The 16,953-nt window shown below is 32.2% G+C and carries 13 protein-coding genes; 11 read left to right on the plus strand and 2 right to left on the minus strand.

The features are described from left to right. Positions 1–76: 76 nt before the first annotated feature. The 3 genes from L0669_RS16420 to L0669_RS16430 all read left to right on the plus strand — a co-directional run bounded on the left by L0669_RS16420 (position 77) and on the right by L0669_RS16430 (position 4,123). The gene (locus L0669_RS16420) at positions 77–2,104 is read left to right on the plus strand and encodes a hypothetical protein (RefSeq protein WP_263758859.1); all 2,028 of its coding nucleotides are present in this window, start codon (positions 77–79) and stop codon (positions 2,102–2,104) included. An 83-nt stretch (positions 2,105–2,187) separates the two neighbouring features. Continuing rightward, on the plus strand, positions 2,188–3,084 hold the full coding sequence (locus L0669_RS16425) for a LysR family transcriptional regulator (RefSeq protein WP_263763958.1): 897 nt from the start codon (positions 2,188–2,190) through the stop codon (positions 3,082–3,084). Between the two features lie 73 nt (positions 3,085–3,157). After that, on the plus strand, positions 3,158–4,123 hold the full coding sequence (locus L0669_RS16430) for a YeiH family protein (RefSeq protein WP_263758860.1): 966 nt from the start codon (positions 3,158–3,160) through the stop codon (positions 4,121–4,123). A gap of 16 nt (positions 4,124–4,139) precedes the next feature. On the opposite strand, the gene L0669_RS16435 is transcribed toward L0669_RS16430, so the two are convergent. After that, positions 4,140–5,096: a hypothetical protein gene (locus tag L0669_RS16435; protein WP_263758861.1), complete on the minus strand. Its 957-nt coding sequence runs from the start codon at positions 5,094–5,096 to the stop codon at positions 4,140–4,142. 172 nt (positions 5,097–5,268) lie between these two features. Between L0669_RS16435 and L0669_RS16440 the strand changes: the two genes are divergently transcribed. Next, positions 5,269–6,267: a zinc dependent phospholipase C family protein gene (locus L0669_RS16440; RefSeq protein ID WP_173973067.1), complete on the plus strand. Its 999-nt coding sequence runs from the start codon at positions 5,269–5,271 to the stop codon at positions 6,265–6,267. A 150-nt stretch (positions 6,268–6,417) separates the two neighbouring features. On the opposite strand, the gene L0669_RS16445 is transcribed toward L0669_RS16440, so the two are convergent. Further along, positions 6,418–8,601: an LTA synthase family protein gene (locus L0669_RS16445; protein WP_263758863.1), complete on the minus strand. Its 2,184-nt coding sequence runs from the start codon at positions 8,599–8,601 to the stop codon at positions 6,418–6,420. A gap of 200 nt (positions 8,602–8,801) precedes the next feature. On the opposite strand from L0669_RS16445, the gene L0669_RS16450 reads away from it, so the two are divergent. The 7 genes from L0669_RS16450 to hisH all read left to right on the plus strand — a co-directional run bounded on the left by L0669_RS16450 (position 8,802) and on the right by hisH (position 16,828). After that, on the plus strand, positions 8,802–9,467 hold the full coding sequence (locus L0669_RS16450; RefSeq protein ID WP_173973341.1) for a response regulator transcription factor: 666 nt from the start codon (positions 8,802–8,804) through the stop codon (positions 9,465–9,467). Beyond that, positions 9,468–10,865 (plus strand): sensor histidine kinase, encoded by a 1,398-nt coding sequence (locus L0669_RS16455; RefSeq protein ID WP_263758864.1) that lies wholly within the window; start codon positions 9,468–9,470, stop codon positions 10,863–10,865. Between the two features lie 312 nt (positions 10,866–11,177). Further along, positions 11,178–12,035, plus strand: a complete 858-nt coding sequence (gene hisG, locus L0669_RS16460) for an ATP phosphoribosyltransferase (RefSeq protein WP_173972478.1) — start codon at positions 11,178–11,180, stop codon at positions 12,033–12,035. Between the two features lie 207 nt (positions 12,036–12,242). Beyond that, positions 12,243–13,529 (plus strand): histidinol dehydrogenase, encoded by a 1,287-nt coding sequence (gene hisD / locus L0669_RS16465; protein ID WP_263758865.1) that lies wholly within the window; start codon positions 12,243–12,245, stop codon positions 13,527–13,529. Positions 13,530–13,618: 89 nt separating this feature from the next. Next, on the plus strand, positions 13,619–14,665 hold the full coding sequence (gene hisC, locus L0669_RS16470) for a histidinol-phosphate transaminase (protein WP_263758866.1): 1,047 nt from the start codon (positions 13,619–13,621) through the stop codon (positions 14,663–14,665). Positions 14,666–14,837: 172 nt separating this feature from the next. Further along, positions 14,838–15,974: a bifunctional histidinol-phosphatase/imidazoleglycerol-phosphate dehydratase HisB gene (gene hisB / locus L0669_RS16475; RefSeq protein WP_263758867.1), complete on the plus strand. Its 1,137-nt coding sequence runs from the start codon at positions 14,838–14,840 to the stop codon at positions 15,972–15,974. Positions 15,975–16,246: 272 nt separating this feature from the next. Then, on the plus strand, positions 16,247–16,828 hold the full coding sequence (hisH, locus tag L0669_RS16480; RefSeq protein ID WP_263758869.1) for an imidazole glycerol phosphate synthase subunit HisH: 582 nt from the start codon (positions 16,247–16,249) through the stop codon (positions 16,826–16,828). The last annotated feature ends 125 nt before the right edge of the window (positions 16,829–16,953 follow it).

Consider the following 16,953-nt stretch of genomic DNA (forward strand, 5'->3'; position numbering starts at 1 on the left):
TAAGTTATAAAGGTTCAAAGGTTTTATTTTGAGATCTTTGAATTATTAAATATTCCCAATCGCTAAACTATAAAATATGACTACAAACACGATTCTATTATTATTGCTTTCTTTGGTAATAGCTGGTGGTTTGTCGTATTTTCAATATTTTTTTAAAGCCAAAAACAAATCAAATGTGGTTGTGTTTTTGGCTTTTTTACGTTTTCTGGCCATTTTTGCATTATTGGTTTTATTGATAAATCCTATAATGACAAAGAATTCGCTGGAAATTACCAAAACTCCTCTGGCAATTGCGGTAGATAATTCGAGTTCGATTTCGGTTTTAAAATCAGATAAAAAAGTCGAAGAACTTTATCAGAAAATAATCTCGAACCCTGCGCTTAAAGAAAAATTCGAAATCCAGTCGTATCAATTTGATGCAGATTTTAAGCCTTCGGATAAATTTGATTTTAAAGGAAAGCAAACCAATCTTGATGAAGTTGCCAGGAATTTAAAAAGCATTAATAAAAATCTGATTTTCCCAACGGTTATTATTACCGACGGAAATCAAACTACAGGAAACGATTACGTATATCGTTTTGATCCTGTTAATAAAGTTTATCCTTTGGTTGTAGGAGATACAACCACATTCCTTGATTTAAAAATCAATCAGCTTAATGTAAATAAATACGCTTTTCATAAAAATAAATTTCCAGTAGAAGTTTTTCTGCAATATTCCGGAGATAAAAATGCAAATGCCGATTTTACAATTTCGCAAGGAAATACCATTGTTGCCAAAGAAAAAGTTTCGTTTTCGGCCTCAAAAAAAACGGCAACGTTAAACTTGCTTTTACCTGCTGACAAAGTAGGATTGCAAATTTTTAAGGCCAGTATTTTATCTGGTTCTAAAGAAAAAAACAGCTACAATAATACCAAGAATTTTGCTGTTGAAGTAATTGATCAAAAGTCGACTATTGCTATCGTTTCTTCTATAAATCATCCTGATATTGCAGCATTAAAACGTTCGATTGAAGTTAATGCACAGCGCAAAGTAATATTGGTTAAGCCTAATGATATTAATCAGTTACAAGAAGCATCAGTTTTGGTTTTATACCAACCAACTGCAGCTTTTAAAGCTATTTTTGACAATAATAAATTAGCAGGAACAAATACTTTTATTATTACCGGAAACAACACCGATTTTAATTTTCTAAACCAACAACAAAACAGTTTGATTTTTAAAATGAGCGGACAAAGAGAAGATTATCTGTCAGAATTTCAATCGCAGTTTAATTTGTTTGCGATAGAAAATATTGGCTTTGAAAATTTTCCTCCGCTTCAGAATTTATTCGGAACCATAACAACAAATGGTAATGTATCGGTATTGCTTTCTTCAAAAATAAGAAACGTTGCTACAAATGCGCCTTTATTGGCTTTCGCCGAAAATCAAGGAAAACGTACAGCTTTTTTATTAGGAGAAAATAGCTGGAAATGGCGTTTGCAAAGTCATATTGATAATCAGTCTTTTGAGAAATACGATGTTTTTATCGATAAAATCATTCAATATTTATCTTCGACAACTTCAAGAAAATCCCTGGTAGTGACGCATGAGAGTTTTTATAATTCCGGAGAAGCAATCGTGATTAATGCGCAGTATTTTAATAAAAATTACGAGTTCGACGAAAAAGCGAGACTTACTATTACAGTTACAAATGCCGAAACGAAGCAGGCTAAAAACTACGATTTACTAAAAGGAAATAATTCGTTTTCAGCTAATCTGGATGGTTTAGCTGCCGGAAAATATAATTTCACTGTAAAAGAATTAAATTCCAATACTATATATTCAAGTCATTTTGAGATTTTAGATTTTGATATCGAAAAACAATTTGTAAATCCTGACGTTGTAAAACTGAAACAATTAGCGCTGCAAACCAACGGAAAAGCTTTCTTTGAAAATCAGGCCGATGATTTGATTCAACAACTTCTTGAAAACAAAGAATACAAATCGATTGAGAAAAACGTCTCCACCAAAACTCCTTTAGTTGATTGGGTTTGGTTGTTGATTTTAATTGCTGTTTTACTGACTACAGAATGGTTTGTTAGAAAATATAATGGGTTACTTTAAAAGTAGCAAAGGTTCAGAGTAACAAAGGTTCAAAGTTTTTGCTTAACTTGAAGCTTTAAATGCGAAACAAAAATAACAATACCATGGATTTCAGGCTAAAAGTTTTCTATACCGTTGCGCTTCGCCTTAATTTTACTAAAGCGGCAACAGAATTGTATATCTCGCAGCCGGCGGTTTCAAAACATATTCAGGAACTTGAGGAAACCTATAAAACCAAGCTTTTTGAACGTAACGGTTCTAAAATTGCATTAACTCCTGCAGGGGAAATTCTGCTAAAACATACCAAAAATATCTTCGAAATCTATCGCGAAATCGACTTTGATATGAGTTTGTTTATCAATGAACGTCATGGTTTATTGAGGTTAGGAGCAAGTACAACCATTTCGCAATATATTATTTCTCCCGTTTTGGCCCGTTTTCATCAAAAGCAAAAAGATATTAAAGTCAATTTGCTAAACGGAAATACAGAACAAATCGAAAATGCTTTAATCAATAAAGAAATAGAAATAGGAATTGTTGAAGGACAGTCTAAAAATCAATCTATTAAATACATTCCGTTTTTAAAAGACGAGTTAGTGTTGGTTTGTAACACCAATAATTCTTTTGCAAAACAAAACGAAATTTCGTTAGAGGATTTAAAAGCAATGAAATTTATAACTCGCGAACGTGGTTCAGGAACACTTGAAGTTATAGAATATGCTTTAAAACAAATCGACGTAAAAATTACCGACCTGCAAATCGAAATGCAATTAGGAAGCACAGAAAGTATAAAATCGTATTTATTAAATTCTGATTGTTTTGCTTTTATGTCAATACACGCGGTAGATAAGGAGCTTAAGAATAACGAATTAATCGTTTTGGATGTTGAGAATTTGTCTGTTGAACGTTATTTTTATATTATTACTTTATTAGGTAAATCTGATTCTTTGTCAGAACTTTTTATTCAAAGTATATCGTCTTATTATAACTTAGAGTTATAGCCTATCGCAATTTACAATTGGCGATTATCGTAGAAAGGGCAGACCTTTGTAAGGAAATATAAAATTCCTTATTTTGAAAACGAAACAACATACCGCATCACATTTACTCGAAATTAATCTTTACCTGCAACAAGCGATTTTCGTCTTGATAATTGTATTGTGTTTACTTTCGATTATTTCACCTCCAATTGCTTTATTGTTAGGAGTTGTTATGGTAAATGTTTTTGGAAATCCCTTTATAGCATTCAATCATATTGCCATTACGTATTTATTACAATTCTCAGTTATTGGTTTAGGCTTTGGAATGAATGCCACGGCAGCAATTTCAGCCGGAAAAGAAGGTTTTTTGCTGACTATTTTCTCTATTTTCAGCACTTTAATATTGGGTACATTTTTAGGAAAATGGTTTAAAACCGATAAAAAAACATCACATTTAATCTCTTGCGGAACAGCTATTTGTGGCGGAAGTGCCATTGCAGCTATTTCTCCGGTAATCAAATCAAACGAAAACCAGACTTCAATTGCATTGGGCGTTATTTTTATCCTGAATTCTATTGCATTATTTGTTTTCCCATTTATCGGGCACCAGCTTGATTTGTCTCAAAAAGAGTTTGGTTTGTGGTGCGCTATTGCTATTCATGATACAAGCTCGGTTGTTGGTGCTGCCAATAAATATGGAGCAGAAGCCTTGCAAATTGCCACAACAGTAAAGTTAGCCAGAGCATTATGGATTATCCCAATTTCGCTTTTAACTGCATTTATCTTCAAGAATAAATCTCAAAAAATCAAAATCCCTTATTTTATTGGTTTGTTTATTCTGGCAATGCTTTTTAATTCTTATGTACCTCAAACCGCTATTGTTTCTCCATATATTGTAAACATAGCGAAAATTGGACTTACAATTACTTTGTTCTTGATAGGAGCAACTTTAAATATAAATACTCTAAAAGCAGTAGGAGTAAAGCCTTTGTTTCAGGGAGTTTTACTTTGGATCTTTATTGCTAGTTTAGGTTTAGTTTCAATTTTATATTTGAATTAAAAGATTAAAATAAAGTTTATTTTACATTAGAAAATTTCACAACAGATTCACCAACAGCATTGTACCATTTGCCTTTAAAAGAAAAATGCCTTTTGATTGAGAAATTAAATTGCTTTTTAGTTTTAGCCATTTCGCTAACTTCCTCAGGCATATCAACTTCATATTCATCATCTCCGCCTTTAAATTTGGTGTAAAACCCGGTTGTTGTAATGACAATATCCCTAAAATATTTTTTATTATTATCATTAACGACTTTGTAAGTACTTGACCAATTAGAACCATTTCCTGTATTGGAAAGTCTGTAATTACCCACTTCCATCAAAGGTTGGTATTTTCCGTTAAAGCCTACTATTAAATAAAGATAATCATAATAAGGAGCACCAGCGCCACCATTTGAATGCACTAACGTAAAAGCATATTGATCATCGCCAATTTCTATTAATTTTGGCGATGGCGCTCTCGAAAAAGCTCCAAAAGCGGCAATTGCAGGCTGAAAAGATCTCATTTGCCAAACATTATCATTTTTCGCAAACTTGGCGACACCAATCAATCCTCCTGAAAATCTTCCGGTTTGCAAGCCGTCAGCATCATAATCAGAATGATTAAAAAACAATAATTTAAATTGATTTCCTTTTGAGTCTGTGTAGCTTATATTGTCAAGAAGTCTTGTCGCAACGCCTTCTTTATACGGAAACATTTGATCTCCTTCGACACCATTTACATCGGTATAAGCCGTAGGTTTGCAGTTTTTGCATTTCCAGCTCAAAAACGTATTGTTGTCAGAAAGTTTATATAGTTTACCCGGAAACAGCTTTTGCATGGTTTTTAATCCATCAAACGGATCAGTCATTTGTAAAGTTCTCTTTGGGTTTAAAATAGTGTCGCTTACAGATTTAAGCTGAATAAGGTCATCCTGAGCAAAAGAAACAGTAGTAATTAAAAAGAAAAGAACACTTAAATAAGTAGGGCGCATAAATTTTGGTTTTATAATAAAAAGCAAAACGAATTTACAAAGAAACTTTTAATTTGAACTTACTTCAGTAAAATGCTTTAAAAATTAAAAGGAATTAAATTATCACAATAATTGACACTATTGTTTTAAATTATCTTTAAATGAGATAAATTTGCAACAAACAAATTTACAAATGAAAAACTTTAAAATGAAACCAATGCTAATTGCAATATTCGCATCAGCAATTGGTTTTTTGACATTATCCTGGGGAATTGTAGGTCACGAACGTATTAATAAAGCTGCTGTTATGGCTTTGCCTCAATCGCTACAGGTGTTTTTTTACAATCACATTGATTTTATTACGCAGGAAGCTTCTGTTCCGGACATTAGAAAGTATGCTTTAAATTATAAAGACGAAAATCCGAGACATTATTTCGACATGGAGAATTTTGGAGCTGTAGACAGTATCCCTCAAACTCTTGAAGCAGCAAAGAAAAAATACGATGCTAAATTCCTGAATGATAATGGTATTTTGCCTTGGTACATCGAAGATATGATGGTAAAATTAACCAAAGCTTTTAAAGATAAAAACAGAGCCGAAATCTTGTTTCTTGCTGCAGATTTAGGTCATTATATTGGTGATGCACACATGCCATTGCATACTTCTGCTAATCATGATGGTCAATTAAGCGACCAAAAAGGAATTCATTCTCTTTGGGAAAGCAGATTACCGGAATTGTTTGCTAAAAATTATAAATTAAATGTTCCTCAGGCGCAATACTACCAAGATGTTCATAAAGCAACCTGGGACATGATCAATGATACACATAGTTTAGCTAAACCATTATTAGACATTGATAAAAAGTTGAGAACTGCTACTCCGGAAGCTCAGGTTTTTAAAATGGATGCTGACGGAAAAGTATTAAAAAGCAAATACAATACAGCTGTTTTCTCTGATGAGTATGCTAAAAAACTACACGAAGAGTTAAACGGAATGGTTGAAAGCCAAATGAGAAAAGCAATTACTGCTACAGCAAGTTTTTGGTATACGGCATGGGTCAATGCAGGGAAACCAGATTTAAGCGACTTAGATTCTCCGGCAGTTACACAAAGAAACTACCAGTTTTTAAGAGATGATTTAAAATTATTTCAACAAGGAAACTTATTCGGAATGAAAAATCAAAACGACTAAAAAAAAAAGAGTTTTCAGTCTCAGCTTTCAGTTCGCAGACTTATAAAAAAAGCCTCAAATTCATTTGAATTTGAGGCTTTTTTACTTTTTGTAATCTTCTTTGATATAAGAGGAAATGTCCTAAATGATTAATAAGTAAAATATATAGTTTTATTGAAAACTTCTTTCACTTCGGGTTATTTGTTTGTCATTTTTCAACGAAGCTTGCTTAAAACCGCTATCTATTTTAGGATTAATATTTACGGATTTCTGATATTCTCTTTTCTTCAACATATCAGATGCTGTTTGGTAAAAAGAAATTGTTTCATTTACCAAATCAGTTCTTTGTGTTTTCATCGGGATTTCATTATAATCAATTTGATATTCAGGAGCAATTCCAGGCTTTGGATTAAGTTCTAAATCAAATTGTTTTACCTCTTGTTTAGGCGATAAAATCGTAAGTACATTGTCTTTTATAAGGCCCAAATCCTGATAAGTAGCGATAAAAGCTCTGGGTTTGTAATCTGGTTTTAAAACATCCTGACCAAAAAATTTGCTTTCATAACTAAAGTGCAATAATCCAAAAAGAGTAGGTATAAGATCTATTTGTGACATTAGCTTATTGTATTTTGCAGGTTTGGCTTCTGGATTGTAAATAAAAGCAGGAATTCTGTATTTATCTAAAGGAAGTTCTGTTTTTCCGGCACTCGAAGCACAGTGATCTGCAACAATTACAAAAACGGTGTTTTTAAACCAAGGTTGTTTACTTGCCATTGCAAAGAATTTTCTCAAAGAATAATCAGTATATTTTACACCACCATCACGCGATTTAATATCACCAGGTATATCAATTTTATTATTCGGATAAGTAAAAGGTCGATGATTACTTACTGTCATGATATGATTAAAGAATGGCTTATTTTCTTTTGCTTCTGCATTCATAACCTTTATTGCCTTATTATACATATCTTCGTCACAAACTCCCCAAACATTCGAAAAAGTAATTTCTTCAGGAGTAAAACTTGATTTGTCTACAATTTTGTATCCATTTCCAGAGTAGAAATCCTGCATGTTATCAAAAAACGCATCACCTCCGTACATGAATTTTACGTTATAACCTCTTTGGTTAAAAAGAAATCCTGTCGAAAACTTATTCTTATTGTCTTCTCTTTTTATAATACTTTCACCGGCAGTTGGTGGCAGGCATAAAGTTACCGCTTCAAGTCCGCGAACAGTTCTGTTTCCTACGGCATACAAATTGGTAAACTGTAAACTTTTCTGCGCTAGACTATCCAGAAACGGAGTGATATTCTGCTGGTTTCCATACATTTTCATGTATTCAGCACTTAAACTTTCAATAGTAATTAAAACTACATTTTTATGATTTTCAGTAGAATCGCTTGTGATTTTACGAATCATTTTTTCTCCGGAAATAGCAGGAAATTGCTCTTTTAAAATAGCATAAGCTTTTTGCTCAGGAGAAGTTTTGTAAAATTTAAAATAATCTAATTTGTTATTCTGAAATGCAAGATAGAATTTATATAATCCGTTAGCTTGTAATTCATTCACAAAAACATTTTTAGAATTTTCGGTTTTAGCTAAATTCGGAATAGCGAATAGAGAAATAGCAAATAAAACAATATAAATTCCGCTAATTTTTAATTTCTCATTAAAAGAAGGAATTGCATTGATGTAATTTTTAGATCCTTTTAAAATAAAGTAAGTTACAATTCCAGTAACTAAAAATAATGCCGAAAATAGCGGAATTACAGGATAGGACTGCATAATATTCCCGATAACTTCATTAGTATAAATTAAATAATTTACAGCGATAAAGTTGTATTTTACTCCAAATTCATTCCAGAAGAAATACTCACTTAAGGCATTTTGCAAGATCAGTAAAACGTACAAAAACATGACGAATGCAAACAACCAATATCTAATTTTATCTTTTAGAGCAGGAAGAAAAAGTAAAAGAGCAGAAAGTGCTGTTTTAATACCAATAAAAATTAAAACAATTTTAGGCAAAGCTCCTCCATACTCACTAAAAATACTTTTTCCGGACGCTACATAAGCAAATAAACCAACAAAAACAGACAGAATAATATAGCCGTAAGGTTTGTTGTATTTTGAATTAGAAATAAATATAAGGTACAACCATAAAAAAACACTTGCTACTATAAAAGTAAACACATCTGAAATAATACCTAAACTAAAGATTTTCAGGGACTCAAGAATAGTAAACGAACTTTGTGTAATAGGGTGGAATAATAAAACTATTCTTAATAGAAAACTGATGATACAATAAAATACCATTAGATTATAAAACGGCGAAAGTTTCTTGTAAAAAGTCATGAAATAATTTTTTTACAAAATTACTGTCGTTAAATTAGTTCCAGATGAAGTTATGCTTTTACCTTGCTTAGTGTAAACTTAATGTTTTCTTAAGATGATATTGTTTTTGCTATTCTAGTGGTTTTAAGTGATTTCTGAAGTGTAAAATATTTATCTTTGAATAAAATAAAACAAGATATAATCTTAATTAAAGAAGGCAAATGCATATTTTAATAGTCGAAGATGAGTTAGGAATCGTTCAGTTTTTGCAACAAGGTTTGCAGGAAGAAGGATATCAGATTACCACGGCAAATGATGGTTCAAAAGGTTTTGAGTTGATACAAAATCAGAAATTTGATTTGATTTTACTCGACTGGATGTTGCCTAAAATCAACGGTTTAGATTTGTGCAAAGCCATCAGAATAAAAGATCAGGTTACACCAATTATTTTTTTAACTGCAAAAGATACTGTTCAGGAAACTATAGAAGGTCTAAAAGCCGGTGCAAATGATTATATCAAAAAGCCTTTTAGTTTTGAAGAATTGGTAGAGCGTATTAAAATTCATTTCAGAAACCAGAAAGGATCAGAAGTACTTACTTTAGGAACCATAAAAATCGATTTATCGAAACATATTGTTCTGAAGAATGATGATGAAGTGGCGCTTACACAACGCGAATTCGAATTATTAACCTATCTCATTAAAAATAAAGGAAAAGTCTGTACTAGAAACCAGATTTTAAAAGACGTTTGGGAAATTAATTTTGAATATGATACCGGAGTAATTGATGTTTTTATGAATGCTATTAGAAAAAAACTCAATTTAAAAATTGAAGAAGATTATATTAAAACAATTCGCGGTATAGGTTATATCGCAAACGACTTATAAATGGTACAACTTTCTTTTAAAAACAGAATTGCCTTAAATTATATTATTACCACGGGATTATTGATTTTGGTAGTTTTTTCGGTAATTTATTCTATCGTAAAACATACCGTTTATAATCATATTGATGAAAAAATAAAGGTTGAAATTCAGAACCATCAGGAAGAAATTAAAGAGGTTGATGGCAAAGTAATTCTTATCGATGAAGAAGAATGGAACGAACGAGAACATAATACGGTAGATGTAAATCCTGTATTTGTTGAGTTTCTGGATGTAAATAAAAAGATTATAGAAAAAGCGCCCAACCTTAAAACTCAGACACTAAAATTTAATGATTCCGTAGAAGATTTTGAATTGTTTGATACTAAAATGGGTGATCATGCGATCAGGCAAATTCAGGTTCCATTATACCTTAAAAGCAAACAAATAGGATATGTGATTGTAGCAATGTCTTTGGCTGATTCGAAAATGGTATTGAATAATTTATTTGATATTATGAGTTTGTCATTTTTAGGCATCCTATTATTGCTGTTTTTTATTGCCAGATTCTTTGCAGGAAGAAGTATCAAACCTATAAATGCCATCATTAATACTTCTAAAATTATTACCAAGGATAATTTGAAAACACGTATTCCGCTGCCCAAAACCCGGGACGAATTATACACGCTTTCTAAAACCATAAACAATCTTCTTAATCGTATAGAAGATGCAATCGAACGCGAAAAACAATTTACTTCTGATGCTTCTCATGAGTTAAGAACGCCACTTACAGTTATCAAAGGAACTCTTGAAGTGTTAATTCGTAAACCTCGTGATAATAAGGAATATGAAGAAAAAATAAATTATTGTATAAAAGAAGTCGATCATCTGAATATGTTGGTAGATCAACTATTATTGATGGCCCGTTTTGAAAACCAAAAAAAGAATATAATTACAGAATCGGTGTATTTAAATGCTGTGATTTTGGATGTTCTGAAACTAAATTCAGAGAAAATAAAGAACCAAAATATTGCTATTAAATTCGATGCTCAGGAAGATTATTACATTCAGTCTGATAATTTCTTAGTCATTACGATTTTGAGAAATATTATTTCGAATGCAATTAAATACACCAACAATCAGGGAGAAGTAAATATTTTGCTTTCTAAAGAAAGTGAAAAGATAATTTGTAAAATTTCAGATAACGGAATCGGAATTGAGAAACATGATTTAGAAGCTATTTTTAATCCATTTTTTAGATCTAACTCTACAGATCATCCTGAAATTAAAGGAACTGGACTAGGTTTGTCTATTGTAAAAAGAATCACAGAACTCCTTCATATTAAGTTTAAAATTGATAGCCAGATAGGAGTAGGAACAACCGTTGTTTTGAGTTTTAACGATAATATGAAATCGTTGTAGTGAATTAAAAAAATGTAATAGAAATAGTGCTCCGGCTTTTTTTTAACAATAAACTATCGTTAAGTTAAATTAAAAATTGCTTTTTTATGAAATTAACTAGTATATTTGCAACCGAATCAAAGAATTAAAAAATAAACCAAGTCATGATTTCTATTCAATTACATCATCATCATTTTCATTATTGCTCTCAGGCGATGTGTTAATGGTATGCATGTAAATCATCATATTTTAAAACCCGTTTGAGTACATCAAACGGGTTTTTTTATACCAATTCTTTGTACTCAAACTATTAATCCAACAAAAACTAAAAAAATGAGTACATTAAAAATTGCAATTCAAAAATCAGGTCGTTTAAACGAAGACAGCATTCAGATCTTGAAAGATTGCGGTATTTCGATCAATAACGGAAACGATCAGCTAAAAGCCGAAGCTTCAAATTTTCCTTTGGAAGTTTTATACTTAAGAAACTCTGATATTCCGCAATATTTAATTGATGGAGTAGTAGATTTAGCCATTGTAGGCGATAATCTTTTAGTAGAAAAAGGAAAGCATATCGAAGTAATTCAAAAACTAGGATTCTCAAAATGTAAAGTTTCTGTGGCTGTTCCTAAAACATTTGATTACAAGTCGATTGAGGATTTAGCAGGTTTACGTATTGCAACTTCTTACCCTAATACGGTTAACGAATATTTCAATTCTTTTGGATTAACAGTTGATATTCACCAAATTTCAGGTTCTGTAGAAATCGCACCAAACATTGGTCTTGCCGATGCTATTGTAGATATCGTTTCTAGCGGAAGTACATTATTCAAAAACAATTTAAGAGAAGTAGAAGTAATCCTGAAAAGTGAAGCAGTTTTAGCCGTTTCACCAAAAGTTTCTCCGGAAATTCAGAAGCACATTGATACTTTAAAATTCAGAATTCAATCGGTTTTAAGAGCAAGAAATTCAAAATACATCTTAATGAATGTGCCAAACGATAAAATCGACGAAATTGGTAAAATCTTACCGGTTTTAAGAAGTTTAACCGTTTTGCCATTAGCACAAGAAGGATGGAGCAGCGTACACTCAGTAATTGACAAAGACACTTTCTGGGACGTAATCGACAAACTAAAAGAAGCCGGAGCAGAAGGAATTTTAGTTTGCCCAATTGAGAAAATGGTACTGTAAAAGAAAATTTCAATTTGTAAATTCCAAATTCCAACTCACATGAAATTCCAATAGAAAAAATCCAAATCCCAAATTTCGCCAACAGCTTTGCGAACTTAGCGATTGTAGAGACAACAAAAAATAAAAAAACCTTGCGCCCTTTGCGGTTAAACTACACAGCGTTTGGAATTTGGAATTTAAAAAAATTGGACTTTAATATAAAATATTATGAATAAAATAGACAATCCAAAACCAGATACCTGGTCAGACATATTAAAAAGACCTACCAAAACTATTGATGATATCGAAGTTACGGTAAAAGAAATCTTTAAAGAAGTACAGAAAAAAGGAGATGAAGCTGTTGCAAAATACACTTCAATCTTCGACGGAATCGCTTTAGAAAACTACGAAGTTTCATCAGAAGAAATTCAGGAAGCTGTAAATTCAATTTCATCTGAATTAAAAGAAGCTATTCAGTTAGCAAAAGAGAATATTTATAAATTTCACTCGGCTCAAAAAACAGAGAAAATTGAAATAGAAACAATTGAAGGAGTTAATTGCTGGCAGGAAAAAAGACCAATTCAGAAGATTGGTTTGTACATTCCGGGCGGAACAGCGCCTTTGTTTTCAACAGTTTTAATGTTGGCTGTTCCTGCTGAAATTGCAGGTTGTAAAGAAATTGTATTATGTTCGCCACCAGATAAAACCGGAAAAATAAATCCTGCTATTTTATATGCAGCGAATTTATGCGGTGTAACCAAAATATTAAAAGTAGGCGGAATCCAGGCGATTGCCGGAATGACATTTGGTACAAAATCAATTCCTAAAGTATATAAAATTTTCGGACCAGGAAATCAGTTTGTAACCGTTGCAAAACAATTGGCGACACAATTTGGCGTAGCGATTGATATGCCGGCAGGACCTTCAGAATTATTGGTTGTCGCAGATGATACAGCTGTTCCGGCGTTTGTAGCTTCGGATTTATTGTCTCAGGCAGAACACGGATCAGACAGTCAGGTAATTTTGGTTTCGACTTCAAAAAGATTGATTGATGCAGTAGAAAAAGAAATTCAAATTCAGGTTGAAGCGCTTCCTAGAAAAGAAATCGCTAAAAAAGCCATTGAAAATTCTAAACTAATTTTTGTAGAAAGTGATAAAATCGCACTTGATTTAATCAATGAATATGGACCGGAACACTTTATTATTTGTTCTGAATATGATGATTTCTATTGCAACGGAATTGTAAATGCTGGATCAGTTTTTATCGGTAATTATACGCCAGAAAGTGCTGGAGATTATGCTTCAGGGACTAATCATACCTTGCCAACAAACGGATATGCCAAGAATTATAGCGGAGTAAATCTGGACAGTTTCATGAAATCAATGACGTTTCAGAAAATTTCAGAAAAAGGAATTCAAAATATTGGTAAAGCGATAGAAATTATGGCTGAAGCTGAGGGATTACAAGCGCATAAAAACGCTGTGACTTTGAGATTAGATTCTTTAAAGTCTTAATTTTTTTGCCACGAATGTCACGAATTAGCACGAATTAATTTAAATCTAAGCTTTGCGCCTTTGCGTCTTTGCGAGAAATAATAATAAAAATGGACTTTAATATCAACAATATAACAAGAGAAAACGTAAAAACATTAAAACCTTATTCGTCTGCCAGAGATGAGTTTGAGGATTTTGATACTGCCGAAATGATTTTTTTGGATGCCAATGAAAATCCGTTTCAAAATGGGGTTAATCGTTATCCGGATCCGCAACAGAGTTCGGTTAAAGCGATTTTGGCTAAGAATAATAACGTAAAATCAAGTCAGATTTTATTAGGAAATGGAAGCGACGAAGTATTAGATTTACTTTTTAGAGCTTTCTGTGAGCCAAAAATTGACAATATTATTTCGTTGCCACCAACTTACGGAATGTATAGCGTTTTGGCTAATATTAACGCAGTTGAAAATAGAGAGGTTTTACTTTCTACAGATTTTCAGCCACAAGTCGAGAAGATTTTGGACGCTGTAGATGAGAATACAAAAATCATCTTTTTGTGCTCACCAAATAATCCAACAGGGAATTCTTTTTCGGATGAAAGTGTGGTGAAATTGCTTAAAAACTTCAAAGGTTTAGTTGTAATTGATGAAGCGTATATTGACTTTTCAGGAAAAGAAAGCTGGTTGACAGAAATCGATGAATATCCTAATTTAGTGATTACACAAACTTTATCGAAAGCATATGGTTTGGCTGGAATTCGTTTAGGAATCTGTTATGGTTCTGAAGCTGTAATTTCGGTTTTAAATAAAATAAAACCTCCGTATAATGTAAATGAATTAACGCAGCAAAGAGCAATAACTCGTTTGAATGATTCGGATAAAATAAAACAGGAAATAGCTTCTATTATTGAACAAAGAGAAGAATTGCTTAAAGTTTTACTTGAAGTGAGTTTTGTAGAGAAAATATATCCTACAGAAGCTAATTTTGTTTTAGTTAAAGTAGATGATGCTAATAAAAGATACGATCAGTTAATTGCAAAAGGAATTGTAATTCGTAACAGAACGACTCAGCCATTATGCGAAAACTGCCTTCGTTTTACGATTGGAATTCCAGAAGAAAATGCAGTTTTGATTAAAGAATTTAAGTTGTTGAAGTAAAAATTATAGGCCACAGATCGCACAGATTGAATGGATTTTTCTTTTGCCACGAATTTCACGAATTTTCACTAATTCAATTCGTGCTAATTTGTGGAATTCGTGTCGAAAACTAAGCACAAGAAATAAAAAATCCTTTTAATCTGTGCAATCTGTGGCAGAAAAAATAAAATATATGAAAAAAGTACTTTTTATCGATCGTGACGGAACGATTGTTTTAGAACCAGAAAATTATCAATTAGATGCTTTGGAGAAAGTAGAATTTTATCCGAAAGCTTTTCAATATTTGGCGAAAATTGCCAATGAATTAGATTACGAATTGGCGATGGTGACCAATCAGGACGGATTAGGAACGGATAGTTTTCCGGAAGATACGTTTTGGCCAACGCAGAATTTTATTTTAAAAGCCTTTGAAAATGAAGGCGTTTTGTTTGATGAGATTTTTATTGACAGATCGTTTCCGGAAGATAATGCGCCAACGCGTAAGCCAAGAACGGGAATGTTGACGAAATATTTGAATAATCCTGAGTATGATTTGGTAAATTCGTTTGTTTTAGGAGATCGTTTGACGGATGTTGAATTGGCGAAAAATCTTGGTGCAAAAGCCATTTTTATCAATGATAATGACGGAATTGGAAGCAATGAAATTTCATCGAAACGTGAAGAGTTAGACGAAACGATTATTCTTCAAACAATGAGTTGGAAGACCATTTATGAGTTTTTGAAATTGGAAGCGCGTTCAGCTTCGATTACGCGTAAAACGAATGAAACGGATATTTTTATCGATTTAAATCTTGACGGAACCGGAAAAAGTAAAATCGAAACCGGAATTGCTTTTTTTGATCATATGTTGGATCAAATTTCGCGTCACGGACAAATGGACTTGGAAATCCTAGTAAAAGGGGATCTAGAAGTGGATGAACACCACACGATTGAAGATACTGCAATCGCTTTAGGCGAAGTTTTCGCGAAAGCTTTAGGAAATAAATTAGGAATCGAACGTTACGGTTTTTGTTTACCAATGGACGATTGTTTAGCACAAGTTGCGATTGATTTTGGAGGTAGAAACTGGTTGGTTTGGGAAACCGAATTTAAACGCGAAATGGTAGGTAAAATGCCAACAGAAATGTTTTATCACTTCTTTAAATCATTCTCAGATGGTGCCAAAGCGAACATTAATATAAAAGCTGAAGGAACGAACGAGCACCACAAAATTGAAGCGATTTTTAAAGCTTTCGCGAAAGCAATAAAAGTAGCAGTAAAAAGAGATACAGAGAAAATGATTTTGCCTTCGACAAAGGGGATGTTATAAAGAATTTTGTTTCAGGTTTAAAGTTTCAAGTTTTTTTAACCGCAAAGTACGCAAGGTTTTACGCTATGGTACGCAAGTTTTATGCGCCAAGCTTTGCGAACTTTTTCTGATTAGGTTACAAGAAATAAACTTTGCGTTCTTTGCGGTAAAATCATGCTCAAAGTTTAGTGGCTTGAAACTGAAATTTTAAACAAACCAAACAAAAATAAAGAGTAATAACGATTTCAATTTTAGAGAAATCTAAAATCTAAAATCTAAAATCTAAAATAATTTTGAAAATAGTAATTATAAATTACGGAGCAGGAAATATTCAAAGCATTATGTTTGCGATTGAAAGGCTTGGTTTTAAAGCTGTTTTGAGTAATAATCCAGCCGAAATTCAGGCAGCAGATAAAGTGATTTTTCCAGGAGTGGGAGAAGCGAGTTCGGCTATGCTTAAGCTTCGCGAAAGTGGTTTGGATAGTTTGATTCCAACTTTGAAACAACCGGTTTTTGGTATTTGTCTCGGTATGCAATTGATGTGTAAATCATCTGAAGAAGGAAATACGAAAGGTTTAGGGATTTTTGATGTTGATGTAATTAAATTCACATCGAAAGTTAAAGTGCCGCAAATGGGATGGAATCAGATTTATGATTTAAAATCGGATTTGTTTAAAGGTATTCCGGAAAATGAGTTTATGTATTTGGTGCATAGTTTTTACGCTCCAAATTGCGCTGAAAGCATTGCAACAACGAATTACGAGTTAGAATATGCATCAGCTTTACAAAAAGATAATTTTTACGGAACGCAATTTCACCCTGAAAAAAGTGGAGCGGTTGGGGAAAAGATTTTGGAAAACTTTTTAAAAATATAAAATTTTAAAATTCCAATTTTTTGAAAATCCAAATTCCAATTGTGATAATCAATATCAATTACAATATCAAAAATCAATTTCAATTTTAGAATCTAAAATCTAAAATCAGAAATCTAAAATATCAA

The organism is Flavobacterium bizetiae (assembly GCF_024271895.1).
In the GTDB taxonomy this organism is placed as follows: domain Bacteria; phylum Bacteroidota; class Bacteroidia; order Flavobacteriales; family Flavobacteriaceae; genus Flavobacterium; species Flavobacterium bizetiae.

What these genes read in the sequence shown, in the direction of transcription:
- L0669_RS16420 (WP_263758859.1), top strand. Translation starts at nt 77, where the DNA reads ATGACTACAAACACGATTCTATTATTATTGCTTTCTTTGGTAATAGCT.
- L0669_RS16425 (WP_263763958.1), top strand. Translation starts at nt 2,188, where the DNA reads ATGGATTTCAGGCTAAAAGTTTTCTATACCGTTGCGCTTCGCCTTAAT.
- L0669_RS16435 (WP_263758861.1), bottom strand. Translation starts at nt 5,096, where the DNA reads ATGCGCCCTACTTATTTAAGTGTTCTTTTCTTTTTAATTACTACTGTT.
- L0669_RS16440 (WP_173973067.1), top strand. Translation starts at nt 5,269, where the DNA reads ATGAAAAACTTTAAAATGAAACCAATGCTAATTGCAATATTCGCATCA.
- L0669_RS16445 (WP_263758863.1), bottom strand. Translation starts at nt 8,601, where the DNA reads ATGACTTTTTACAAGAAACTTTCGCCGTTTTATAATCTAATGGTATTT.
- L0669_RS16450 (WP_173973341.1), top strand. Translation starts at nt 8,802, where the DNA reads ATGCATATTTTAATAGTCGAAGATGAGTTAGGAATCGTTCAGTTTTTG.
- L0669_RS16455 (WP_263758864.1), top strand. Translation starts at nt 9,468, where the DNA reads ATGGTACAACTTTCTTTTAAAAACAGAATTGCCTTAAATTATATTATT.
- hisG (WP_173972478.1), top strand. Translation starts at nt 11,178, where the DNA reads ATGAGTACATTAAAAATTGCAATTCAAAAATCAGGTCGTTTAAACGAA.
- hisD (WP_263758865.1), top strand. Translation starts at nt 12,243, where the DNA reads ATGAATAAAATAGACAATCCAAAACCAGATACCTGGTCAGACATATTA.
- hisC (WP_263758866.1), top strand. Translation starts at nt 13,619, where the DNA reads ATGGACTTTAATATCAACAATATAACAAGAGAAAACGTAAAAACATTA.
- hisB (WP_263758867.1), top strand. Translation starts at nt 14,838, where the DNA reads ATGAAAAAAGTACTTTTTATCGATCGTGACGGAACGATTGTTTTAGAA.